Consider the following 24,044-nt stretch of genomic DNA (forward strand, 5'->3'; position numbering starts at 1 on the left):
AGTTCGCCATTCTCTTCGACGGCCGCTTCAGGCCGGTTTGATGAACCCGGCCCTTACACGGAAATTCCGACAGTCCCCGCGCCGACGCCCGGCACCATCGCTGACATCAGCATGGCTCTGCCGCTGCTTCGCGCGGTGACAACGCCCAAGCGCCTGATCGGCGACAAGGCTTATGATGGGGACAGCCTGCGCCGCAGGCTCAAGGAGCGCCGCATCAAGGCGGTCATTCCCTCCTCAGCCAACCACACCATGCCATATCCGCTCGATCGCACAGCCTATCGCCGGCGCAACCTGATCGAGCGCCTGTTCTGTCGCTTGAAGAACTGGCGGCGCATTGCAACACGCTACGACCGGCTGGCCCGCAGCGACCTCGCGGACCTCGCGCTCATCGCCGTCACAACCGAGTGAAGCAAATGCGTCCTCTACCTAGGTAGGGATGATTCCATAACCTGAATCATGCTTTCGATTTGAAGGGTCTCTTAGCTATCGAGTAAAACCCTCTCACGAGAGGGTATGCCCAAGCAAGCCAGTCAGGAAGATCGACTAAGTGGTAGATCTCGAGCCCGACCGATGCTCTATCCCTAAAGATGTATCGCATGCGGTTCGAAAACTGATCGTGTATCATCCAGTTGAAGCGTTTGATTTGGAAGGATGTCTCGATGTGCTGGGGGGCAAACTTGCTCTCTGTGATTTGCGCGACCAGAGCCTGACAAGTGCGATCGGCATCTATGGCTTGGCGAACGACATCCGGGATTGAAGAATCTAACATCCGATTAGCCAAAGCGCAGCCTAGCAAAACCATCCGGAGAAGGCCGCTGCTTCGCGCACGCCCTAGAACAATATCCCAATCGAGACTTGGATGGGATCTTTCGAACTCAGAGACATCAGAGATCCAAACGAGGCGTTTCCATCTTTCCTTCGAGCGATGCAATCCAAGCAGGATAAACGCGTCCTCTGCCGAAGGAGTCTGAATGCTACGCTCCGCTAGGAGCAGGGGGGAGGACCGCTGAAAGACATCGACAGTATGGAATTCTGCAACAAAACTGCGTGGAGCGAATGTCCAGTGTGGCTCTACGGGCGTTAACTCTTCAGCGAAACAGATATCCTGACCTGTATCGCGGTAAAAAGACAGCAGACGGCGTTTTCTCAATCCGCTCGTTCTTGATCTGTGCCCGAGACTTGCGAGAACCGCCATCGTCGGCTCGATATCTTGTTCTCGAATTAGGATATCCAGGTCTCGGAACCCTCGGAGATGAACGCCTCCGTATGCTGCTTGCGCCAGCACGGGCCCTTTGAAGGGCATAGCGGCGATACCCGCATTACTCAAAGCGCCGAGGATCTGAAAAAGCTGTTGTATCGCGGAAGCATTTCTTCGCTGTTGGCTGGCGAGAAACTCCGACGCTACTGACTGCAGATCAGGAGGCAGTAGATCTCCAGCATCTTGCAAGAGGTGGTGGCATAACAATCCAGCCGTTCCATGCACCAGGGCAGATTCCACTATGTCCGCCCAATTAGCGCCATTCTGTAGGCCGCTCCGCAGACGCAGGCGCCCCGCATCAGAAAGGTGAGTACTTGCAGTTGCCAAGAGAATGCCGGCTTCAACAGAATTTAGGCCCGCCATGGTTGGAAACTTACGGTTGGTTTCATTGCCCCTCACGTAATGTGCCACTCCTGGCCAGTTAAGCTAACTCAGATCAACAGCCGCTAGCCGACATCACTTCCCTGCCGCGCGATGAGGCGGATATCGTGCACATTATCCGTATTGCAAAGCAACCAATCCAGATGTGAGCTTGGAGAGGTTCCAAACGGAATTGAAGATGGCGTCGGAGTGGAGTGGCAAATAGGAGCAAGCGTCACGCTGCATTGAAGGCTTTGAAGGTTATGAAGGCGTGTGATTTGCATATGTGGAAGCGACATCAATTATACTCGACAGCCGATACTGCTTGCCGCCAGGAGATGTTGAATGCGCCGAGGTCACGGTTAGAATGGTATTGATCTCGCCCGATGGACAGACTGCCTTCACAAGGTAGACCAGGGAGACGCTTTCCATCGTGTTCGTGGTGATCACGACGAAGACATGGGAAGTGGCCAGTCGATCAACTCTTTAATAGAGACGAGGGCGAAATTCCTGTGATATCAGGAGCCACTGGCATCGTATTGCAATAATTGATGCGAAGCCTCGATCAAGGTCTGATATTCAAGCCCGGTCGTGGTTTTCTCGTTGGCGAAACAGGCTCATAGATTATGCCTCAGCGCTCTCGTGGCGCCAGATCAAGAGATCGGCTCCACACGCCATTGGTGGCAGCTTCCTGAGATCTTCGTCCCTCTACAATCATCTGCCTCCATGCGACTTGAACAGCTGCTTCAACCTTGTTTCGATTCTGGATTTCATCGGATGTAAGCAGGCCACATCGTATAAAATATGCAATGTCTTCCCAGGAGATATTTACATGTGGCCGGTATACGATGCCGGCGTTGCGCCGTTCTCGGAATGCTCTTGTTCTTGCGGTGCTCATCTTTCGTCATCAACCTCCATGTGATTGCCGGCACTGAGGTCTCAGAGACCTCTTGAGTGCAGAATCTAGGCATACGCGTGCCGGTTCGAATGCCGGAAGTTCGACCCTAAATGTATCTTAACTGAGCATTGAGCCTTGCCCCTTTGATAGGCTTTGAGCGGATGAGACGATATCGAAAGTGGGTCTGTGCTTGCAGTCATATCCGTGCTGAACATGCGTAACACATCCGAGGATGAGTGCCGTGGAGGAAGAATTTTAGATACAAATCTCATCACAGGCTCATGTCTGCAACCTGCTCAATACGATTACTTCTTACGCTCAAGAGAACCATTGGCGAGCCAACTATGGCATAGGCAGAATGCTGGAGGTATAGCCCGATGTAGGTAAAGACAGGGACAATCCATATCGGGTCCCGCAATCGCGCCCCCTCGAATACCTAGAAAGAAGGCTATCGGCGGGATTGTCAGGCGAGGGCGCCGAGACATAAGTGATTTAGGTCTGCACTTGTCAAACCAATTCAATGGCGCGGTTCGTTCATTAGATCATGCGCAAGGACAGTGAGGCCACGCCTCACCTAGCGCATCGTGCGGCCCCGGAGATCCGCGTCAGCGAAAAGTGGATCCGGTTTTGCGCTCTACAGCATCGGATCGAACTTCAGAAGTGCAAGTCCACTTTTCACGTCCAATGCTCTAGCCGGCGTGGTTCAGCGCTGTGTGGGTTTCAGGCAGAGAGCGGCTGAGAGTGTTGCCGGCTATCAGGCGTGTGAGGAGCTTGCCTTCTTCGCTTCTGAAGTTCGTGCAGTCAGGAGAACAGCCACAAGAAGGGCTAACAGGCTTCCACCGAATGGGGCCCCGATCAGCGCGATGGCCGCACCCAGGGGCCAAAGGGCCCCAAGAGTAGCCGCTGCTCCGATCAGAGCACTCACCATGAACACCAAAACCATTTTGAAATCTCTTTGGCAGTACCTCATAGGGATTATAGCCCCATCAACGGGCCTGTGGAAAGTAAAGATTATGGTCCAAGAATGAGCCGAGGCTCCTTAAGATCATCTGTGCGGAGACAGTAAGGAGTCATCCGTCTCTATAGTATTCTAAAGCGCTGGCAGCTCATGGGCCAATGCGGCAGCCTGTATGGCCTGCATCCGATTTGTGGTCCTTCGAAGGTAGAAGCGGCCTCGATAGGGAAGGCCTGTAAACCCGCATTATCCTCCCGGTCCTGGGTCAGGGCTCCTATGGAGCGGGTCGTCCGGCGATGAAGGGCCCAGGGCAGGCCCTCCAGTGAAAGCTCTTTGGTGATGGGGTGTGGTGGTTTCACTCCCGGCCGTTCACTTCGGCAAGCGGGGTAATATCAGCAGAGGCAGGCTTCTTGGGGGTGGCTTTGTGCTTTTCGGGGTTCCTGTCGCTCTTCTGGGCCTTTTCCTTTGAAGCCTTCTTCGCATCAGCGGAGACCGAGCGCTCCATCGACTTGACGTTCTTGCGGATGGCCTTGAGGCCCCCTTGAACAGCCTTCAGGAGATCCTCCGTTGCCGAGCCGGGCTCTGACTGAGCAACAAGCTTGGTGAGGGTGCGTTCGAGCTTTTCGCCGCGCTGCACGGCTTTCGCCATAAGTGCGGACAGTTTTTGAAGTGAATCTTTATCGGTCTTCGCCATCTGGCTTCCCCATCGAATGACGGGGGAGGGATAACAGACCAATACTGTGCCGCCTAATGAAGTTTATACGACAGTTTTATGACAGCCTTATCGAGCAGCCCAGAGCATCCCACGCCTGAAAAATCGTACGCATCTCCGGCACCTCGAACTCCTTCGCCGCATGTCCGAGGGAACTGTAGAAGACACGGCCCCGACCATGGCGGCGCTTCCAGACGACCGGCATGACGACACCTTCGATCCATAGTGGGTGCTCTCCGGAGAAGGTTGTCGTTGCCAGCACCTCGTTCGAAGGATCGACGTGCATGTAGTATTGCTCGGAGTGGTAATCGAAGTCCTGTATGCCCTGCATGATTGGATCATCGGGTCGGGTCACATTGACCCGATAATCGATGATGTTGCCGGGGTGGGCGACCCATTGGCCGCCGCACATGAACTGGTACTCGACGGCTTCACGAAAGGCGTCTCCCATCCCGCCATGATAACCCGCTAGGCCCGCGCCTTCGCGCACAGCCTGGGAGAGATTGGCCACCTCATCTTTCTCGATCTTTGACATGGTGTAGATTGGGACGATGAGGCTAAGTTGCGCGAGGTTTGGATCGGCGAACGCCTTGGTGGAGGTTTCCATGCGGACCTTGAAGCCGTCCTCTTCCAGCATGCTGGCGATGATGCCGGCGCATTGCTCCGGCTCAAGCCCGCTCCAGCCACCTCAGACGATCAGTGCCTCGCGCATTCAGGCTGCTCCCTCAGGCTGCAGATGCGGTTTGAGGAAGGCCTTTCCAGAGTTCGGCCGCATCGCCCTCGTCGAGAACGGCCGGGCGCTCCAACGTAGTCGTGATTGCCTTCGGCTGGCTCGTGGCAGCGCCTTCCAGGATGGAATGCATGACCTCGAGGACGTGAAGCCCAAGGCGTCCGCTGGAGCGGTGCGGCGTGCCACGCAGGGCGGCGCTGGCGAGATCGGCCAGACCAAGGGCACGATAATTGGCACGCGTCGGTACATCGGGCGCCCAGTTCGGTGAGCGCCAGTTGGGAGCGCCGAGGGGCATGGTGCTTGAGTCCAGCGTACGCCAATCGCTACCACGCTCGGTTATCTCCACATGACCACCGAAGAAGTTCGGATCCGGCACACGAAGGGATCCCTCCGTTCCGTAAAACTCGATGGCCGGGTGCCCGTGCTTCCACACGTCCCAGCTCATGCACAAAGTAACCTGGGCTCCGGAAGCGAATTCCAGGAGCGCCATGACATTGGTGGGCGTCTCGACGGTGATGCGATCCCCCTTTCTGGGGGAGGCTTCCGTCGTCACGATGCGCTCGGGAAAACCGATGCTCGCCATGGCGAAGACGCGCTTGACAGGGCCGATCAGGTTCACGAGCGTGCTCAGATAATACGGAGCCATGTCGAAGATCGGACCGCCGCCCGGCTTGAAGAAAAATTCCGGATCGGGGTGCCAATGCTCCATGCCGTGCGACATCAGGAAGGCCGTTCCCGACAGGATCCGTCCCACGGAACCGTCATCGATGAGGTTGCGTGCGAGGCGCCCGCCTGCGCCCAGGAAGGTATCGGGTGCGCACCCAAGAAGGAGGCCGCGGGCTTCCGCCTCATCCACCAGCTTGCGGCCTTGCTCGAAATCGACGGCAAGCGGCTTTTCTGAGAACACGTGCTTGCCGGCGTTCAGCGCTGCAAGCGATACGCCGAAATGAGCACTTGGGATCGTGAGATTGACCACGAGGTTAATGTCGTCGCGGGACAGAAGCTGGTCAACGGACATCGCTTCGATGCCATGGCGGGACGCCTGGGCCTGGGCCACTTCGGGCCGCATGTCCGCGCAGGCACGCAGCGAGAGACCGCGATAGGCTGGAATATTCTGCAGGTAAATGCCGGAGATGTTGCCGCAGCCGATAATGCCGACGTTCAGGGTATCCATGATGATCAATCCTCGATGGTGCGCAGGAAGGCGAAGCTGGCGCGGGCGGTTTTTTCGGGGTCCGCAGGCTTGTCGTGCTCGACCACCATCCATTGGGCGCCTGCCTCCCGGCAGGCGCGCCACAAGTCGTGCCAATTCAGAATGCCGGAGCCGACATCGGTCCAGCCGTCCTGGTCCTCGTTCTGCCCAAGGGGTGCGATGTCCTTCACATGGGCAGCGGTGATCTTGCTGCGGTAACGGTGGATCCACTCCTTCGGATCGACATTGCCGCGTGCGAGCCATGCGACATCCACCTGCCATGCAAGAGGGCTGTCTCCTGCCGCTTCGAAGATCAGTTCGAGAGCAGTCTGGCTGCCATCCTTCGGTTTCAGCTCCCAATGGTGATTATGATAGCCGAGCCTGACGCCTTGCTCGTGAAAGCGGTGAGCCATCTCGCCTAGCTCACGCCCGAGGGAGCGCCAGCCATCTGCTTCCATGTCGCGCTGCTCCGGTGGAACAGCCGGCATGAAAAGATCCTTGAATCCCAGGGTTCGGCACGCTTCGATGACGCCCTCGGGCTTCTCGCGCAGGGCTGCCAAGCTGACATGGCTCGACGATGCCTTGAGCCCTCTCGCGTCGAGCTTCGATTTGATGCTTGCGGCATTCTCGAGATGCGAACCAACGGTCTCCACATAGCGATAGCCGGCTTCGGCCACGGCATCGAGAATGCGGTCGATGTCCTCCAGCGAGCGCAAGGTATAGAGCTGGATGGAAAGAAAGTCTGTGGCGCTCATCGGGTCCTCGAGATTTGACGGTAGGGCGAGCAGACGAGGGGTGTCGTCTCGCAGATCGGGAGATGGTTTGGATCAAAGGCGGTCGCCGGTGTCTGCGGCAAACAGAGAGATTTGTGCGGGGTCGACACCGATGGAGAGAGCTTCACCACGAGCAGCTCGTTTGCTTCCGCTCGTGCGTACCTGAATGGAGCCCTCGCCATCGCTGCACCAGATGACCGTGTCGGCGCCCATAGGCTCGACGATATCAATCTTGAAGCCCGGCCAGGTGCCCGCGCCGGCAACATCGAGATGTTCGGGCCTGACGCCGAGGACAACCTCCTGACCCGGCTGCGGCGTGTCAGTGAATTGATACCCTGCGAGCGACAAACGACGCTTGCCGGAAACGAACTCTGGGCCGGCGCCGTTGCCTTCGATGCGGCCCTTGATGAAGTTCATCTGCGGGGAACCCACGAAGCCTGCCACGAAGAGGTTCGCGGGACGGCGATAGATTTCATCCGGGCTCCCGATCTGCTGGACCTTCTGCTCCTTCAGCACCACGATCCGGTCGGCCAGGGTCATGGCCTCGATCTGATCGTGCGTCACATAAACCATCGTAGTTTTTCCGAGCCTTGCGTGGAGGCGCTTGATCTCCACGCGCAACTCGTTCCTGAGCTTGGCGTCGAGGTTGGACAGCGGCTCATCGAACAGGAACACCGCCGCATCGCGCACGAGCGCCCGACCGATGGCGACGCGCTGGCGCTGGCCACCGGAAAGCTGATCGGGCCTACGATCCAGCAGATGCGTGATCTGCAGGAGTTCCGCCGCCCGATTGACACGGCGCTCGATCTCAGGCTTCGGCGTCTTTGCCATCCTGAGGCCGAAGGACATGTTCTCGCGGACGCTCATCCGTGGATAGAGGGCGTAGGACTGGAAGACCATGGCAATGCCGCGGTCTTTGGGCTCCTCCCAGGTGACATTCTTGCCGCCGATCCAGATCTGGCCCGAGGCGACGTCGAGAAGGCCAGCGATAGCATTGAGGAGAGTCGACTTGCCACAACCGGAAGGGCCGAGAAGGACGATGAATTCGCCTTCCTCGATATCAAGCGAGAGACCATCGAAAACGCGGAAAGCCTCGAAGGCAACGGTGACATCACGAACTGAAACAGCAGACATGTCTTATCCCTTCACCGCGCCGGCAGCGATGCCGCGAACGAACCAGCGTCCTGAAACGAAGTAGACAACGAGAGGAACCAACGCTGCGAGCATGGTGGCTGCCATGTCGACGTTGTAGGCGCGCTCACCCTGAGTCGAGTGAACGATGTTATTGAGCTGTACCGTCATCGGCAGGTTTTCCCGGCCGGCGAAGGTGAGCCCGAAGATGAAATCGTTCCAGATGCCTGTGACCTGCAGGATAGTCGCGACGACCAGCATCGGCGTCGACATAGGCAGCATCACTCGGAGGAAAATGGCCCAGAAGCCACCGCCGTCGATGCGTGCCGCCTTGAACAGTTCGATCGGCAGGCCTGCATAATAGTTGCGGAACAGGAGCGTCATGGTCGGCAAGCCGAAGATCACATGCACCACCACGATGCAGAGCAGCGAGTTATAAACGCCCGTCATCGAGAAGATGCGTACCAGAGGATAGAGGAATACCTGGTAGGGGATGAAGGCACCGAGGAGCAGAACGCCGAACAGCACATTCGCTCCTTTAACACGCCAGAAAGAGAGGGCGTAGCCGTTAATGGCACCAACGATGATCGAGCAGATCACAGACGGGATCAGGATGCGCACCGAGTTCCAGAAACCCACGCTGATGCCATTGCATTCAAGGCCTGTGCAGGCGGACGACCAGGCTTTGAGCCACGCCTCGAAAGTCAGAGTCTGGGGCCAAGCCAGAATGTTGCCGAGGCGGATCTCATCCATGGGCTTGAGCGAGGTTACCACCATGATCCAGAGCGGCAGGAGGAAGAAGAGCGCCGCCGTGATCAGGAAAGCGTAGACGCCGATGCGTCCGGGAGTGAGGTGCCGCGGGCGGCGACCCTGAGGAACGACATGGCTCATGCGTGCCTCCCTTGCTGGCGGACGTACTTCGTGTAGACCCACGGTGCCAGGATGGAGACGACGGCGATCAGCATGATCGTTGCAGCTGCTGTCCCAAGTGCGATGTTGTTGCGCTCGAACAGATGGTCCATCACGAACTTTGCAGGGACCTCCGTGGCGATCCCGGGGCCGCCCAGGGTCATGGCCACGACGAGATCATAGAGCTTCACGACGCCGGTGGCGAGAAGAACGGTGGCCGTCACGATCATGGGGCGGAGCAGGGGCAGGATGATCGAAGTGTAGACACGCCACGTGGGAACGCCATCGACCCGCGCGGCTTTCCAGAGATCGTTGTCCACACCGCGAAGGCCTGCAAGGAGGATCGCCATCGTCAATCCGGAGCCATGCCAAAGGCCAGCGATGACTATAGTGTAGATCGCCATGTCCTGATTGACGATCCAGTCGAAGGTGAAGGTGGGAAAGCCCATGTCGCGCACGAGCTTTTGCAAGCCGAGGCCTGGATTGAGAAACCATTGCCAGGCAACGCCGGTCACGACGAAGGACATGGCATAGGGATAAAGAAACAACGTGCGGAATATGCCCTCACCGCGAACGTTCTGGTCGATGAAGACAGCGAGAAGAAAACCGAGGATGAGGCAGCCGGAAATGAAGAGGGCCCCGAAGATGACGATGTTTGAAGCCGATGTCAGGAAGCGGTCGTTGGCAAACAGGCGGCTATATTGCGCGAGGCCAACCCAATCGAGCTTTGGAAGAAGTGTGGAACTGGTGAAGGAAAGTCGCACCGTCCACAGCATGCAGCCGATATAGACGACAAGGACGATCAGCGCAGTCGGCAAAAGAGCAAAAGCGGCAGGAAGGCGAGTGAGAAGGCGGCGCCTTGGAGGCGAAGACGAAGCACTGATGCTAGGGGCGCGGATCGAAATGGTCGCCATCGAGAATACCCTGTCGAAAATGTTGGATCCAGCGGAGGACGGCTCGCCCCAGCCCCCGAAGGGGCGAGCCGTGACTCGTCAGCTTGCATCGCGCATGGCGCTGAGCACCTTCTCGATGAAGGCATCCGCGGTCATGTTCGGGCTGTTCCAATATTGAGTGACGGCATCCTGCATTGCGCCGGAGAAGTTCGGCGTGCTGAGCAGCTCCATCGCCTCAACCTGGTTTGCGGGATCCTTCAGAACGGCATGGGACTTCTGGGCACAAGGATCCATGGAGGACACGTCCACGTCCATGCGAACCGGAATCGAGCCCTTCTTCTTGTTGAACTCGATCTGACTGGTCGGGTCGAGGAGAACCTCGATCAGCTTGTCCTGAGTCGCGAGCACGTTCTTGTCCTTCGTGGTCGGGAAGACGAACACGTCGCCGCCGATCACGAGCTTGCCGCCACCTTCGCCGACGAGGGTGCAGTTATATTCCTTGCCGGCGGTTTGGCCTGCGGCGATGAACTCGCCCTTGGCCCAGTCACCATTGAAGTGCATGGCCGCCTTGTTCGTAATCACGAGCGCCGTGGCGTCGTTCCAGTTGCGGCCCGGGCTGCCCGGATCGACGAGACCGCGCATCTTGCCAAAGAGCTCAACTGTTTCCTTGAACTTGGGGCTCTTCACCGTTGCCTGGTCACGCGCCCCGTAGAGCTTGCGGAACATGTCCGCTCCGCCATGGCCAACGAGGACCGCACGGAACAGGTTGTGCTCCCAGTTCGGCTGACCGCCCAAGGCGAGAGGGATCACGCCTTTCGCCTTCAACTTTTCACCACTCTTTACCAGCTCAGGGAAGGTCTTCGGAGGCTCGAGGCCGGCATCGGCGAAGATCTTGGTGTTGTAGAAGAGCCAGTTTTGACCGTGAATGTTAACGGGTACTGCGTAAAACTTGCCGTTTCGAACCGTGGCGTCGACGATCGGCTTCGGCATGATCTCACGCCATTTTCCAGCCTGCGCCTGCTTCTCGACATCGCGGACGAGGTCGTTGCTGACAAGTTCGTCAAACTGTTTGCCGGTGTTGAATTGCATCATGGTCGGCGGGTTGCCGCCCACAATGCGGTTGATGCCGGCCGTGCGGGCATTTGGGCCACCTGCAATCGCATTATCGACCCAGGTGCCGCCGGCTTTCGTGAACTGATCGGCGAAGACTTTGACAGAGGCGGATTCACCCGCCGATGTCCACCAATGGAGTACCTCAGCCTTCTGCTGTGCAAGTGCTCCAGAGCTCGAGATGAAGGCAAAAGCAAGGGTATACGCAGAAACGCGTTTCTTCAGGCGCATGGCTTCCTCCCAGAAGCGTTGTATCGAATTTTGTAATCGATTACATCTTGTGTCATAAGTTGTAATCACTTTTACAATAAGTCAAGACACTACGGAAACCATAAACATGGTCTATGAAGTGAGGGATGATATCTTGTTGGAGTCTCAGGAGTATTCTCCATGAGCCGGAAAGGCTGGCGTTCCGCAAAGGGAGTGCGCATCGCCGATGTCGCTCGGCTCGCCGGTGTCTCCACCGCGACGGTTAGCCGTGTTCTGGCTGATCCGAACAAGGTCAGGCAGAAGACGCGCGACCTCGTCGCGGAGGCTGTACGACGCAGCGGCTACACCCCGAACAGCATGGCGAGAAATCTTCGCAAGCGCCGTACGATGACAGCCTTGGTTGTGGTACCCAACCTTGCCAATCCTGTCTTCGCTCAAATTCTGCGCGGGATCGATGATGAGCTCACACGATCAGGTTACGGCCTTGTCATCGGCAATCTTGACAATTGTGCCGAGCGGGAGGCGCGCTATGTCGAGCTTGCCTTGTCCCGACAGATCGATGGCGTCATTCTGATGAATGGCCGCATTCCTGAAAGCGACAAGCGAACGATGAGGGAGGCTGGACTTCCCATGGTGGCCATGTGCGCGGCTATCCAGGACGAGAAGGTCCCGAATATCGTCGTTCAGGATCGCGAGGCGTCCCGCGCTGCCGTTGAATATCTGGTTCGGCTCGGGCACAGAAGGTTGGGATACATCGCTGGACCACCTCCTAACGTCATTGCGGCTGAGCGTCTTGCAGGTTTTCTTGAAGGCATCGCCGAGGCAGGTTTGTCCGAACGGGACTTCGTGTGTTGGGAGGGGCGGTTCGTCTTTTCGGCCGGGGTTGCTGCTGCAGAAGCCTTCCTGCGCCTCAAGAACAGACCGACAGGCATATGCGCGTCTTCCGACGAGAGCGCGATTGGATTCATGAAGGTCGTTCGGGCCGCTGGCATTCGCGTTCCTGAGGATGTTTCCGTGATCGGATTTGATGGCATAGAGTTTGCCGATTATGTCGAGCCGACACTGACCACATTTCAGCAGCCGCTGCATGATCTTGGGCGAAAGGGTGCAGATGTGCTGCTTAAGATGATCCGCCAGGAAATGAACCCGGAGGATTGGAACGTACGACTGCCGTTGACACTGCTGGAACGCGACACGACAAGTCCATTCTTGCAGGATACGAAGAAGGTATCGCGACAGAGCCGGGCCCGCGCGCGGGTTCTGTCTCAATAACACTTTATATGGGAGGACAGTATGCAACCTGTACGCTGGGGGATTCTGAGTACGGCAAGGATCGGCCGGACGAAGGTCGTGCCGGGAATGATGAAGAGCTCTTTATGCGACATAGTGGCTGTCGCCTCCCGTCATGAGGCTTCCGCGCAGGAGATGGCCGACGAGCTCGGAATTCCGAAAGCCTATGGTTCCTATGAAGCCTTGCTGGCTGATCCGGAAATCGAGGCGATCTATAACCCACTTCCCAATCATCTGCATGTTCCGATGACTTTAGCGGCTGCTGCTGCCGGCAAGCATGTCCTGTGCGAGAAGCCAATCGCGATCACGTCCGCTGAGGCCGAGAAGCTGAAAGAAGCTTCATCCCAGGTGCTGATTGCCGAGGCGTTCATGGTGCGACACCATCCGCAATGGCAGCATGTCAGAGATCTGATCAGAGGCGGTGAGATCGGCGAGCTGCGAGCCCTGCAGGTGGCCTTCTCCTATTTCAATGTCGATCCCGCCAATATCCGCAACAAGGCCGATATCGGCGGTGGCGGTCTTCTGGACATCGGGTGCTATGCCGTGGTGGCGGGGCGCTACTTTTTCGATGCGGAACCGCTCCGGGTGATCGCCCTGGCCGACCGAGATCCCGCGTTCGGAACCGATCGTATGACGAGCGCGCTCATGGATTTCGGTGCGGGTCGGCAGCTGACCTTTACGGTTTCAACCCAGACAATTCCTTTCCAGCGAATTCAGGCTCTTGGCACGAGAGGGCGAATCGAAATCGAAATTCCCTTCAATGCTCCCGCGGACAAGCCGGTTCGGATCTTTTTGGATGACGGCACGCTTCATGGTGGCGGATCGGCTCAAGTCACGGAATTTCCAGTGGTGGACCAGTATCAGCTCCAGGGCGAGGCCTTCAGCCGGGCTGTTCGAGGAGCTGAGCCTTTGGCCTATGGGTTGGACGATGCAATCCAGAATCTGCGTATTCTCGATGCGCTCCGGCGCTCGGAGGCCTCTGCGGCTTGGGAGGCCATTTAGCAGGTAGGTCCAGAGACTAGGACTAAAGAGGTGAGGAGGGAGGCTGACATTTTGTCCGCCCTGAGGCCCTCGTCCCCAGGCGCGACCCATGCCATAAGGCCGCCGCAACTGCTTTAGGCCTAGGAACTATGATTCGCGTCGAGAACGTCAGCAAACAAAACAGTCACCGGATCCTCTTCATCGAAGCCTCCGCGACCCTCCAGAAGGGCGAGAAGGTCGGTCTGGTAGGCCCCAACGGCGCGGGCAAGACGACGCTCTTTCGGATGATCACCAGGGAGGAACAGCCGGACGAGGGCCAGATCTCCGTCGATCGTGGCGTGACCATTGGCTATTTCAGCCAGGATGTGGGCGAGATGGCGGGTCGCAGCGCGGTCGCGGAGGTGATGGACGGGGCTGGCCCCGTCAGTGAAGTGGCGGCCGAACTGAAGAGGCTCGAGGCCGCGATGGCGGACCCGGATCAGGCGGGAAATTTCGACGAGATCATCGCGCGCTACGGCGAGGTGCAGGCGCGCTACGAGGAACTCGATGGCTATTCGCTCGAAGGTCGCGCCCGCGAGGTGCTGGATGGCCTGGGCTTCAGCCAGGAGATGATGGACGGTGATGTGGGCGCCTTGTCCGGCGGCTGGAAGATGCGCGTGGCACTCGCCCGTATTCTTCTCATGCGTCCTGATGCCATGCTCCTCGATGAGCCGAGCAACCATCTCGATCTTGAGAGCCTCATTTGGCTTGAGGAGTTCCTCAAGGGCTATGAGGGCGCTCTGCTCATGACCTCGCACGACCGCGCCTTCATGAATCGTATCGTCAACAAGATCATCGAGATCGACGGTGGTTCGCTCACCACCTATTCTGGCGATTACGAGTTCTACGAGCAGCAGCGTGCGCTGAACGAGAAGCAGCAGCAGGCGCAGTTCGAGCGTCAGCAGGCGATGCTCGCCAAGGAAATCAAGTTCATCGAGCGCTTCAAGGCCCGCGCCTCGCACGCCGCGCAGGTGCAAAGCCGGGTGAAGAAGCTGGAGAAGATCGAACGCGTGGAGCCGCCCAAGCGGCGTCAATCCGTAGCGTTCGAGTTCCTTCCCGCGCCGCGCTCAGGCGACGATGTAATCAGCCTGAAGAACGTGCATAAGAGCTATGGCAGCCGCAGCATCTACGAGGGTCTCGACTTCGCGGTGCGCCGCAAGGAGCGCTGGTGCGTCATGGGCGTTAACGGTGCCGGAAAGTCAACGCTGCTGAAGCTCGTGGCGGGCACTGCGGAGCCCGACCAGGGCACAGTCACCATCGGCGCCAGCGTGAAGATGGGCTATTTCGCCCAGCACGCCATGGAGGTGCTCGACGGTGAGCTCACCGTGTTCGAATTCCTGGAGGAATCGTTCCCGCAGGCAGGGCAGGGCTCGCTGCGCACGCTCGCCGGATGCTTCGGCTTCTCGGGCGACGATGCAGAGAAAAAATGCCGCGTGCTCTCAGGCGGCGAGAAGGCGCGTCTCGTGATGGCCAAGATGCTATACGATCCGCCGAACCTCCTGGTGCTCGACGAACCCACGAACCACTTGGACATGGCGACCAAGGAGATGCTGATCGAGGCGCTCTCGCGCTATGAGGGTACCATGCTCTTCGTCTCGCACGATCGTCACTTCCTGGCGGCCTTGTCAAACCGGGTTCTTGAGCTCACGCCGGAAGGCATTCACCAGTATGGCGGTGGCTATACCGAATACGTAGCTCGTACCGGCCAAGAGGCGCCTGGTCTGCGGCACTAAGTTCAGCAAATGCGGGGCACTGTCGAGCGCCCCGCCTCACTTTTTGTCTACAGCATCGGACGTGAAAAGTGGATTTGCACTTTTGGGACCCATCCGATGCTTTCTCTTCCAAGCAGAGCATCGTTGAGAGCGGAACCGGAGGTCCGCGTCAGCGAAAACCGGATCCACTTTTCCGCACGATGCTCTAGTCCCAAGCCAGAGCGCCGCCGCTCTGGTAATCGATGACGCGAGTCTCGAAGAAGTTCTTTTCCTTCTTCAGGTCCATCGCCTCGGACATCCAGGGGAAGGGATTGTCGACCTCGGCGAAGACATAGCTCAAGCCAAGCTGAGCGCAGCGCCGATTGGCGATGAAGTGCATGTATTGCTCGCACAAGGTCGCATTCAGGCCAAGGAGGCCGCGAGGCATAGTGTCCCGGCCATAGGCCGCTTCAAGATCTGCTGCCTCGCGTAGCATCTGGCGAACCTCCTCCTGGAAGGGGAGCGTCCAGAGATGCGGGTTCTCGATCTTGATCTGGTTGATGACATCGATCCCGAAATTCAGGTGGATGCTCTCGTCGCGTAGAATGTATTGGTACTGCTCCGCGATCCCGACCATCTTGTTACGACGGCCCAGAGCCAGGATCTGCGCGAAGCCCGTGTAGAACCACATACCTTCGAAGACGACGTAAAAAGCGATGAGATCGCGCAGAAAAGCCTGGTCTGCTTCCGGAGTTCCCGTAACGAATGAGGGATTCTCGATTCCTTGTGTGTGCCTGAGCGCCCAGGCGGCCTTGTCGGTAATCGAAGGAACCTCGCGATACATGTTGAACAGCTCGCCCTCATCGAGGCCAAGGCTCTCGACGATGTATTGGAAAGTGTGCGTGTGGACCGCCTCCTCGAATGCTTGGCGGAGCAGATATTGGCGACATTCCGGATTGGTGAGCTGCCGATAAATTGCGAGAACAATGTTGTTGGCAACCAGACTCTCCGAGGCTGCGAAGAAGCCCAGATTACGCTTGACCATGCGCCGCTCGTCTTCCGTTAACCCGTCGCGAGACTTCCACAGTGCGATATCCGCCTGCATGGAAACTTCAGTCGGCATCCAGTGATTGTTGCAGGCCGCGAGATACTTTTCCCACGCCCATTTATATTTGAGTGGCAGCAATTGGTTCACATCGGCGCGGCAATTGATCATTGCCTTCTCATCCACACTGACACGCCCGCCGCTGCGGTCGATGGAGCCAAGGCCCGTCGTATCGGCGAGGGAGGAAGAGGGAATGAACGTGGGTTGAGCAGTGTTCCGAGGGGTATCCCAGTCGAGCATAGAAGGTTCCTTGAATGATCGAGATGGGCCGCGCATGCGAGCGCGGCCGTGCAGAGAGGATCGAGAAGGCAGAAGCCGCTTACTGGCAGGCTTCGCAGGCGGGGTCGTCGATGGAGCAGGCCTTGGCCTCAGATGTATCGCTTGCAAGAGCCGGGGTAACCTGCACGGCGTTCAGCTTGCCGTCCGTCCTCCTGAGGGTCGATTTCTCCACATGGGTCGCAGCCGTGGCGCGCAGGTAATAGGTCGTCTTGAGCCCGCGCTCCCAGGCTAGGCGATACATGCCATCGAGCTTTCGTCCATTCGGATTGGCGATGTAGAGATTGAGCGACTGCGCCTGATCAATCCATTTCTGACGGCGCGCCGCTGCTTCGATCAGCCAGGATGGTTCGATCTCGAAGGCCGTTGCATAGAGTGCCTTGAGGTCGTCTGGAACCCGGTCGATGGGAGCGAGACTTCCATCAAAGTATTTCAGGTCCGCAATCATCACCTCGTCCCACAGGCCACGCGCCTTCAGGTCATGTACAAGCGCCGGGTTCACCACAGTGAAATCGCCCGACATATTGGCCTTCACATAGAGGTTGCGGAAGGTCGGCTCGATGGATTGCGAGACCCCGCAAATATTCGAGATGGTCGCTGTCGGCGCGATGGCCATGACATTGGAGTTGCGCATGCCAATCTTCATGACACGCTCGCGCAGGGAGGACCAGTCGAGGGTCACCGAGCGGTCGAGTTCCAGTCCTCCGCGGGCTTCCGCAAGCCGCTCGAGAGAGTCGATGGGGAGAATTCCTTGCGACCACAACGAGCCTTCGAAGCTCGGATAACGACCGCGTTCTGCGGCGAGATCGCAAGACGCCGAGATGGCATGGAAACTGATGATCTCCATGCTCTCGTCAGCAAAGGCAACAGCCCCTTCGGATGTGATCGGCAGGCGAAGGGTGTGGAGTGCATCCTGATAGCCCATGAGCCCGAGGCCGACGGGGCGATGACGCAAGTTTGAGCGACGGGCCTCGGGGATGGTGTAGAAATTGATGTCGATCACGTTGTCGAGCATCCGCATGGCGGTCGCTACCGTGCGCGCTAGACGCTCGTGGTCAATTCCTTGTGACGTCACGTGATGGGCGAGATTAATGGAGCCGAGATTGCAGACGGCGACTTCATCAGGCGATGTATTGAGGGTAATTTCCGTGCAGAGATTGGACGAATGCACGATACCCACATGTCCCTGAGGCGAGCGGATGTTGCAAGGGTCCTTGAAGGTGATCCAGGGATGTCCCGTCTCGAACAGCATGGTGAGCACGCGCCGCCAAAGATCCACCGTTCGGACCTGCCGGAAGATCTTGATGGCGCCCTGTGCAGCCTTGGCCTCATAGGATTCATAGGCTTCCTTGAAAGCCGGGCCGTAGAGATCGTGCAGATCTGGCGTCTCGTCTGGCGAGAACAGGGTCCACACACCGTCCGCGGAAACGCGCTGCATGAACAGGTCCGGAATCCAGTTGGCGGTGTTCATGTCGTGGGTGCGGCGGCGGTCGTCGCCGGTGTTCTTCCTGAGGTCCAGGAATTCCTCAATGTCGATATGCCATGTCTCGAGATAGGCGCAGACAGCGCCTTTTCGCTTGCCGCCCTGGTTCACAGCAATGGCCGTGTCGTTTGCAACCTTCAGGAAAGGCACGACGCCCTGGCTTTCTCCATTGGTGCCCTTGATATGAGCGCCCAGACCGCGCACCGGGGTCCAATCATTGCCGAGGCCGCCCGAGTATTTGGCGAGCAGCGCGTTGTCTTTCACAGCCTTGAAGATGCCATCGAGGTCGTCTGGGACGGTTGTCAGGAAGCAAGAGGAGAGTTGTGGACGCGTCGTGCCGGCATTGAACAAGGTTGGCGTCGAGGCCATGAAGCCGAAGGAGGACAGGAGATCGTAGAACTCGATCGCCTTCTCCTCGCGGTTAATCTCGCGCAAAGCCAAGCCCATTGCCACGCGCATAAAGAATGCTTGGGGCAATTCAAACCGGGTGCCCGCAATGTGCAGGAAGTAGCGATCATAGAGGGTCTGCAGGCCGAGATACTGGAAGTTCAGATCTCGCTCCGGTTTCAGCGCTGCTGCCAGACGACGAAGGTCGAAGCGCCCGAGTTCAGGGTCGAGCAGTTCTGCCTCGATTCCCTTTTTCACATATTTCGGAAAATACTCGGCATAACGTTCAACCATCTCAGCCTGCGTGGCCTGCTGCCGTTCACCATAGACGGCACTCAGAGCCTCCCTGCGTAGGTTGTCGAGCAGCAGGCGGGCGCTGACAAAGGAGTAGTTCGGCTCCCGTTCAACCAGGGTGCGTGCGGCCAGAACGGGCGCGAGCGCCAGCTCCGCCTCTTGGATGCCATCGTAAAGATTGCGCCGGGTCTCGGCCAAGATGTCGTTCGCTGCGACATCTGCGAAATCCTGACAGGCTTCTGCTACGAGCACTTGCAGACGCATCATGTCCAGAGGAACTCGCGTGCCATCGGCCAGCGTCATGTGCAGCGGTGGCTCTTGAGGCGTAAGTGCCGGCGCAGCCTTGGCCCGCTCGGCGGCGCGTTGCTCGCGATAAAGAACATAGGCGCGAGCCACCTTGTGATGCCCACCACGCATGAGAGCGAGCTCGACCTGATCCTGAACCTCCTCGATATGGAAGGTGCACCCTGCTTCAGCCCGGCGGGTGAGGGCGGTAACGATCTCTGTGGTGAGAGATGAAACCGTTTCATGGACGCGACGGGAGGCGGCAGCCGTCGAACCCTCGACGCTGAGAAAAGCCTTGGTCAGTGCCAGCCCGATCTTCGCGGCATCGAAAGGCGTGACACTGCCGTTACGGCGGATGATGCGGTGGCCGGATGCAGATGAAGCAGGCGGCTCTGCGGAAGAGGCGAAAGGCACCGCAGTAGCGGTCTGTGTCGTGGAGAGAGAATTTGACATTCGGCAACCCCAAAATGTTGGGGGCATGGGCCGAGGAACGCGAGGCAGACCGTGCATATCATACGCGGTGAGCAGAGCGATCCTTCGGGGCACCCCGCCCGAGGACATGATCGTCAGTCCTGGGCAGGTCTCCTGGCTTGCGGGTCATCACCTTCTGCCGGTCTTCCCGGTGATGGCTCACCAGTGACATGTGATGGCAGGAGACTCGTCGCTCACAGTTGCGGGGGCAGCCCCGGATTTGCCCTTAAGGCTCACCGGATTCCCTCTTAGCTTCGGATGCGAATCCGAAGACCCATGACTACAATATATAGTGCATGTGAGGCGGTTTCCGTCAATATAGTGAAGGTAGGTGCGGCGGTGCGTGTCCCCAACTTCCTTGGGCGGCTCAAGGTCAGCCTTACAATGTCTCCGGCCTCAGAGAGGGAGCACCGGTTGCGGAAAGCCACCGACATGGCAGCGAGCCCCGGTCGCTATATCTCGTCCCATTTCCAGGGTCTTTGGAGGTCCTGTCCGCTGGAGTACCAGGCAATAGAGCTGTCGCCGGCTCCAATCGTATCCACGACCTCCACAGGTTTGATGCCTGTCCTTCTTATGCGGGTGTCATCGGAATCCATGCTGCCGCGAGAGCCGCATGTCACAACAGCGAGATTCGTGCCTCTTGAAAGAAGGGTATTCAGGAGCTGCTCCGCGTGATCCAAATCCTCTTCAGCAGAGGCAAAGGCAACATCGAGTCCTTCAATACCGAGATGATGAGCATCGCTGTTGGTAGAGATGTCCTGTGAGACACTGATCCCGAAGGCGCTCAATGTACGACGCAGAGCGCCTCCATCGTCGAGCCATACGATATGGACCTACCCTATCTGCAACAGAACCTGAAGAAACGCTCTTCATCGAAGCTCAGCATGTGGGTTCCTGAGCAATGTCGGAATTGGGGACGGCTTAATGACAGTCGTCTGACGCCTAGGGACTGGGAAACTACACGCTGTCAAGCCTGTTTAATGCCGGGCTTTATTATCCATTGGTCAGGTTTACGATTTTGACAGGAGGAGAGACCTGGATGCTGGACCGCCAAAGGGGGCTGCTTGAGAAACTTGCGCCCAGGCTAAAGATCGTTCCATTCTGCGTGGGCTAACAACTAGCCTCAAGAGTGAGCTGAGCCCGATATGTCCCTGATCACTCCGCTCCGAGACGAGCGAACCATAGTTTTACAACTGCGCGATGCGATTAGCGCCTTAATCGAGGAGCGGGGTCTAAAACCAGGCGATCAGCTGCCGACGGAGGCGGAACTCACCCGGAAGTTTCAGATCTCGCGGCCGGCTCTGCGAGAGGCGTTGAAGCTTCTAGAGCAGGATGGCGCCATTTATGTGAAGCATGGCAAGGGCCGCTTTGTCTCTGCCGCGGCGGCTCTCCAAGTTGAGCGGCCGATCACCTGCTTCGAGAGCGTTACGGATATGATGCACAAGTCGGGATATCGCTCGACCAACAAGGTTGTGTCGATTTCCGAGGAGGTCGCATCAGAGGAAGTGCAGGCAGCCTTGCGTCTCTCCCCCGGTGCTCGAGTCATTCGCCTGGAACGGCTACGGATGCAGAGGGAGGAGGTCTTGGTCTACTGCCTCGACTATATCCCGCGATCCGTCGCTTCCGATCGTCTCTACGACATCGACTGGAGCGGATCCTTACTCGATCTGCTGGAGCGTCATGACATGCGTCCGCGAATGTCCGCAGCGGTTGCTGCGTCCGTCATGCTGCCGCATGATGTCAGCGAGAGAAACGACCTGCATGATTTTGGTCCGGCTTTCTTGATCACGGAAACAGCTTTCACACCGACAGGAGTTCCCGTAGTCTTCGCGAAGGACTACCATCGCGGCAGTCGTTTCTCGTTCAGTTTCATCCGCAAATAAAGCCGTCTCTTAGCTTCTTGCCTGAACTCTGGATTTAGGCAGTATACCCGGGTGCGTCTCCCACTCAGGCTTGAAGCGGCTGAAACTTTCCCTTCCCTAGCGTCTGCGCTATTGACAGCAACGAAGATTAGTCGTCTGCTGTCAGACAACATAAATTGGCGAAAACGCCGTGAGGGAGAGTTCAAATGAATAAGTGGCTGATTTCGCAGCAACTCGCGTGTGCTGAAGGCTGATCGCTTTCGGCAGGTTGCGGAACATGAGCCTCGCAGGCTGCGGATTCTGGAACTGCTTAGATCAGTCCATGCGCAGCCCTTCGGTCACTGAGACGAGTGTTGCCCGGCTGCGCGGCTCCAAGTGTGGTTAGCGTAGGGCGAGCCGTCCGGTGTCTTTGTTTCGAACCGGTCCTTCTCTCAAAAGATTTTCAGAGCTTCCATCGCCTGATGGGGCGGAAGCTTGTTTTGACGCTCAGTCGCACTGGGCGTGAGCTACGGCTCCAAGAAATAGGAAAAACCTATCGCCTTGTTATCCAACCACAAGAGGAAAGATGAAGGATGCGTAAGCTCTTTCTTGGCACAATGGTGGCCCTGGGATTCGTCTCGGCCATGAATACAGCGGCTCAGGCTGGCCCGACCATGGACCGGGTTATGAAGGCCGGTGAGATGAAGGTGGCGACCAACAGCGGGTGGCCTCCGCAGAGCTACCTTGATGACAGTAACAAGCTCGTTGGTTTTGACGTGGACGTCGCCAATGAAATCGCCAAGCGCCTCGGCGTAAAGGTAAGCTTCGAGACGCCGGAATGGAACGTGATGACCGGCGGTCGCTGGCATGGCCGATTCGATGTGGCCGTTGGCTCCGTGACGCCCACCAAGGCGCGCGCCCAGGTGATCGACTTCGCAGGCATCTACTACTACAGCCCTTATGTGTTCGTGGTGCACAAAGACAGCAAGGCCGCCTCGCGCAGCGATCTGAATGGCAAGAAGATCGGTGTCGAGACCGGAACGACCTCCGAGGATTACATCAATCGCCGTCTCGAAATCGATGCCCCCGGCATTCCGCCGATCCAGTATACGCTGACACCCGGTGAGGTGAAGACCTATGCCGACTCGATGCTGCCATTCGACGATCTGCGTTTAGGCGACGGCACGCGCATCCATGCGGTGATCGCACCGGAGCAGACCGCCCAGAACGCCATCAAAAACAGGTATCCAGTGAAGATCCTGCCCGGCGACGCTGCCTTCAAGGAGCCACTCGTAGTGGTGACGGACAAGGGTGATCCGGAATGGACCGCCAAGCTCGGCAGCATCATCCAGAGCATGAAGGATGACGGCACTCTGAGCAAGCTGACCACGAAGTGGTACGGCGCAGATTACAGCAAGTAAACTTGCCTCAACCTGATTAAATCTCCCACCCGCAACACGACACAACCGATCATGTCCTACATCGAAACCTATTACCGCCGGGCACTGGGTCCGGATGCTGTCCAGAGACCGGCGCTCGAAGGGCGCGTGAAGGCTGATGTCTGTGTTGTGGGTGGGGGGCTGGCCGGCCTGACAGTCGCTCTCGAACTGGTGCGGAAAGGCCGGAAGGTCTGTTTGCTGGAAGCCAACCGCGTCGCCTGGGGCGCCTCGGGGCGCAATGGCGGTTTCGTGAGCCCCGGTTGGGCGGCCCGCTACAAGAACATCCAACGGATGGTCGGCGCGGATCATGCCAAGGAGCTGCACCGCCTTTCCATCGAAGGCATGGAGGATGTTCTGAAGAACGTCCACGCCTTCGCCATTCAAGATGCAAAGCCGACCCATGGCATCCTGGGCGCTGTACGCTACGAGGCGACGGATGATCTCAAGGCACATCGCGATTGGCTGGAAAAGGAATTCGATTACAAGATCGAATTCAAGAGCCGGAATGAATTGAAGCAGCTGCTCGTCTCGCCGCGCTACTACCAGGCTCTGTTTGATCCTAATGCCTTCCATTTTAATCCTCTCACCTATGCCCAGGCAATTGCTGCGGAAATCGAGCGGTTAGGAGGTAAGATTTACGAAGGATCGGCTGCCGTTGCGGTTGCCCTGAATGGTGCGACCAAGATCGCCAAAACGGCACATGGCTCGGTTGACGCGAATGATTTGGTGATTGCATCAGGCGGCTACACGGGAAATCTCATTCCACAGCTCAAGCATAGCTATCTGCCCATCGCGACCTATGTGATGCTGACCAAGCCTAACCGGGGGCTGATTGCGAGCGCGATTCTAACCGATGCGGCTATCGGCGATGACCGGCGTGCAGGTGACTATTATCGCGTCGTCGATGGCGGCGAACGTGTCCTCTGGGGTGGCAAGATCACGACACGTACGACGGAGCCGCGCCTTCTCGGCCATCTGCTGCACAAGACGATGGTCTCGACCTACCCGCAGCTGAGGGATCTCGATGTCGAGATCGTCTGGTCGGGCCTGATGTCCTATGCGCGCCACATGATGCCTCAGATTGGACGGTTGCAGCCTGGTGTCTGGTACTGCACGGCCTTTGGCGGACACGGAATGAACACCACCGCCATCGGCGGGCGCGTGATTGCAGAAGCGATCCTCGGTGAGACGGATCGGTACAAATTGTTTGCTCCCTTCGGTCTTGCCTGGAATGGCTGGATTGCCGGCCGCGTAGCCGCTCAGCTGACATACTGGGCCTATCAGGCGGCGGATCTCTTTCGAGAGCGGAAGTCGGCCTAAAATTGATGCTG

The 24,044-nt window shown here is 57.9% G+C and carries 18 protein-coding genes, 1 pseudogene and 1 riboswitch; of the genes and pseudogenes, 7 read left to right on the top strand and 12 right to left on the bottom strand.

Features of this window, described 5'->3' with window-relative positions; translation table 11 throughout:
• On the top strand, nt 1-408 hold a 408-nt coding region (locus tag DC522_RS23075), incomplete at its 5' end, for a transposase (protein WP_205769729.1).
• Nucleotides 409-454: 46 nt separating this feature from the next.
• On the opposite strand, the gene DC522_RS23080 is transcribed toward DC522_RS23075, so the two are convergent.
• From DC522_RS23080 to DC522_RS23125, 9 genes and pseudogenes are all read right to left on the bottom strand, one after another.
• Nucleotides 455-1,657, bottom strand: coding sequence for a nucleotidyltransferase family protein (locus DC522_RS23080; RefSeq protein ID WP_133239350.1), 1,203 nt, complete (start codon nt 1,655-1,657; stop codon nt 455-457).
• A gap of 2,169 nt (nt 1,658-3,826) precedes the next feature.
• Complete coding sequence (locus DC522_RS23090) at nt 3,827-4,165, bottom strand: hypothetical protein (RefSeq protein WP_116530966.1); 339 nt, start codon at nt 4,163-4,165, stop codon at nt 3,827-3,829.
• An 87-nt stretch (nt 4,166-4,252) separates the two neighbouring features.
• Nucleotides 4,253-4,895 (bottom strand): annotated as a pseudogene (locus DC522_RS23095) (ThuA domain-containing protein).
• Between the two features lie 13 nt (nt 4,896-4,908).
• Nucleotides 4,909-6,087, bottom strand: coding sequence for a Gfo/Idh/MocA family protein (locus DC522_RS23100; protein ID WP_116530996.1), 1,179 nt, complete (start codon nt 6,085-6,087; stop codon nt 4,909-4,911).
• 5 nt (nt 6,088-6,092) lie between these two features.
• Nucleotides 6,093-6,860, bottom strand: coding sequence for a sugar phosphate isomerase/epimerase (locus DC522_RS23105; RefSeq protein WP_116530967.1), 768 nt, complete (start codon nt 6,858-6,860; stop codon nt 6,093-6,095).
• Between the two features lie 72 nt (nt 6,861-6,932).
• Nucleotides 6,933-8,012, bottom strand: coding sequence for an ABC transporter ATP-binding protein (locus DC522_RS23110; protein ID WP_116530968.1), 1,080 nt, complete (start codon nt 8,010-8,012; stop codon nt 6,933-6,935).
• Between the two features lie 3 nt (nt 8,013-8,015).
• Nucleotides 8,016-8,900 (bottom strand): carbohydrate ABC transporter permease, encoded by an 885-nt coding sequence (locus DC522_RS23115; RefSeq protein WP_116530969.1) that lies wholly within the window; start codon nt 8,898-8,900, stop codon nt 8,016-8,018.
• Nucleotides 8,897-9,832: a carbohydrate ABC transporter permease gene (locus DC522_RS23120; protein ID WP_116530970.1), complete on the bottom strand. Its 936-nt coding sequence runs from the start codon at nt 9,830-9,832 to the stop codon at nt 8,897-8,899. Before DC522_RS23120 ends, DC522_RS23115 begins: the two co-directional genes overlap by 4 nt.
• A 78-nt stretch (nt 9,833-9,910) precedes the next feature.
• Nucleotides 9,911-11,152, bottom strand: coding sequence for an ABC transporter substrate-binding protein (locus DC522_RS23125; protein WP_116530971.1), 1,242 nt, complete (start codon nt 11,150-11,152; stop codon nt 9,911-9,913).
• A 159-nt stretch (nt 11,153-11,311) separates the two neighbouring features.
• On the opposite strand from DC522_RS23125, the gene DC522_RS23130 reads away from it, so the two are divergent.
• The 3 genes from DC522_RS23130 to DC522_RS23140 all read left to right on the top strand — a co-directional run bounded on the left by DC522_RS23130 (nt 11,312) and on the right by DC522_RS23140 (nt 15,174).
• On the top strand, nt 11,312-12,403 hold the full coding sequence (locus DC522_RS23130; RefSeq protein ID WP_116530972.1) for a LacI family DNA-binding transcriptional regulator: 1,092 nt from the start codon (nt 11,312-11,314) through the stop codon (nt 12,401-12,403).
• A 21-nt stretch (nt 12,404-12,424) separates the two neighbouring features.
• Nucleotides 12,425-13,423 (top strand): Gfo/Idh/MocA family protein, encoded by a 999-nt coding sequence (locus DC522_RS23135; RefSeq protein WP_116530973.1) that lies wholly within the window; start codon nt 12,425-12,427, stop codon nt 13,421-13,423.
• Between the two features lie 128 nt (nt 13,424-13,551).
• A complete protein-coding gene (locus DC522_RS23140; protein ID WP_116530974.1) occupies nt 13,552-15,174 on the top strand; it encodes an ABC-F family ATP-binding cassette domain-containing protein in 1,623 nt (540 codons plus the stop codon).
• Nucleotides 15,175-15,358: 184 nt separating this feature from the next.
• Here DC522_RS23140 and DC522_RS23145 read toward each other — a convergent pair whose 3' ends face one another.
• The 3 genes from DC522_RS23145 to DC522_RS37380 form a co-directional block, all read right to left on the bottom strand.
• Nucleotides 15,359-16,477, bottom strand: coding sequence for a ribonucleotide-diphosphate reductase subunit beta (locus DC522_RS23145; RefSeq protein ID WP_116530975.1), 1,119 nt, complete (start codon nt 16,475-16,477; stop codon nt 15,359-15,361).
• A 79-nt stretch (nt 16,478-16,556) separates the two neighbouring features.
• On the bottom strand, nt 16,557-19,415 hold the full coding sequence (locus DC522_RS23150) for a ribonucleoside-diphosphate reductase subunit alpha (RefSeq protein WP_116530976.1): 2,859 nt from the start codon (nt 19,413-19,415) through the stop codon (nt 16,557-16,559).
• 104 nt (nt 19,416-19,519) lie between these two features.
• Nucleotides 19,520-19,726: riboswitch (cobalamin riboswitch) on the bottom strand.
• Nucleotides 19,727-19,885: 159 nt separating this feature from the next.
• Nucleotides 19,886-20,221: a PfkB family carbohydrate kinase gene (locus DC522_RS37380; protein ID WP_165820268.1), complete on the bottom strand. Its 336-nt coding sequence runs from the start codon at nt 20,219-20,221 to the stop codon at nt 19,886-19,888.
• A 363-nt stretch (nt 20,222-20,584) separates the two neighbouring features.
• On the opposite strand from DC522_RS37380, the gene DC522_RS23160 reads away from it, so the two are divergent.
• From DC522_RS23160 to DC522_RS23170, 3 genes are all read left to right on the top strand, one after another.
• Nucleotides 20,585-21,316 carry a GntR family transcriptional regulator gene (locus DC522_RS23160; protein ID WP_116530997.1) on the top strand — a complete coding sequence of 244 codons (732 nt, stop codon included), beginning with the start codon at nt 20,585-20,587 and terminating at the stop codon, nt 21,314-21,316.
• A 551-nt stretch (nt 21,317-21,867) separates the two neighbouring features.
• Nucleotides 21,868-22,695 carry a transporter substrate-binding domain-containing protein gene (locus tag DC522_RS23165; protein ID WP_116530978.1) on the top strand — a complete coding sequence of 276 codons (828 nt, stop codon included), beginning with the start codon at nt 21,868-21,870 and terminating at the stop codon, nt 22,693-22,695.
• 51 nt (nt 22,696-22,746) lie between these two features.
• Nucleotides 22,747-24,033: an FAD-binding oxidoreductase gene (locus DC522_RS23170; RefSeq protein ID WP_116530979.1), complete on the top strand. Its 1,287-nt coding sequence runs from the start codon at nt 22,747-22,749 to the stop codon at nt 24,031-24,033.
• Nucleotides 24,034-24,044: the final 11 nt, after the last annotated feature.

Source organism: Microvirga sp. KLBC 81 (assembly GCF_003075415.1).
In the GTDB taxonomy this organism is placed as follows: domain Bacteria; phylum Pseudomonadota; class Alphaproteobacteria; order Rhizobiales; family Beijerinckiaceae; genus Microvirga.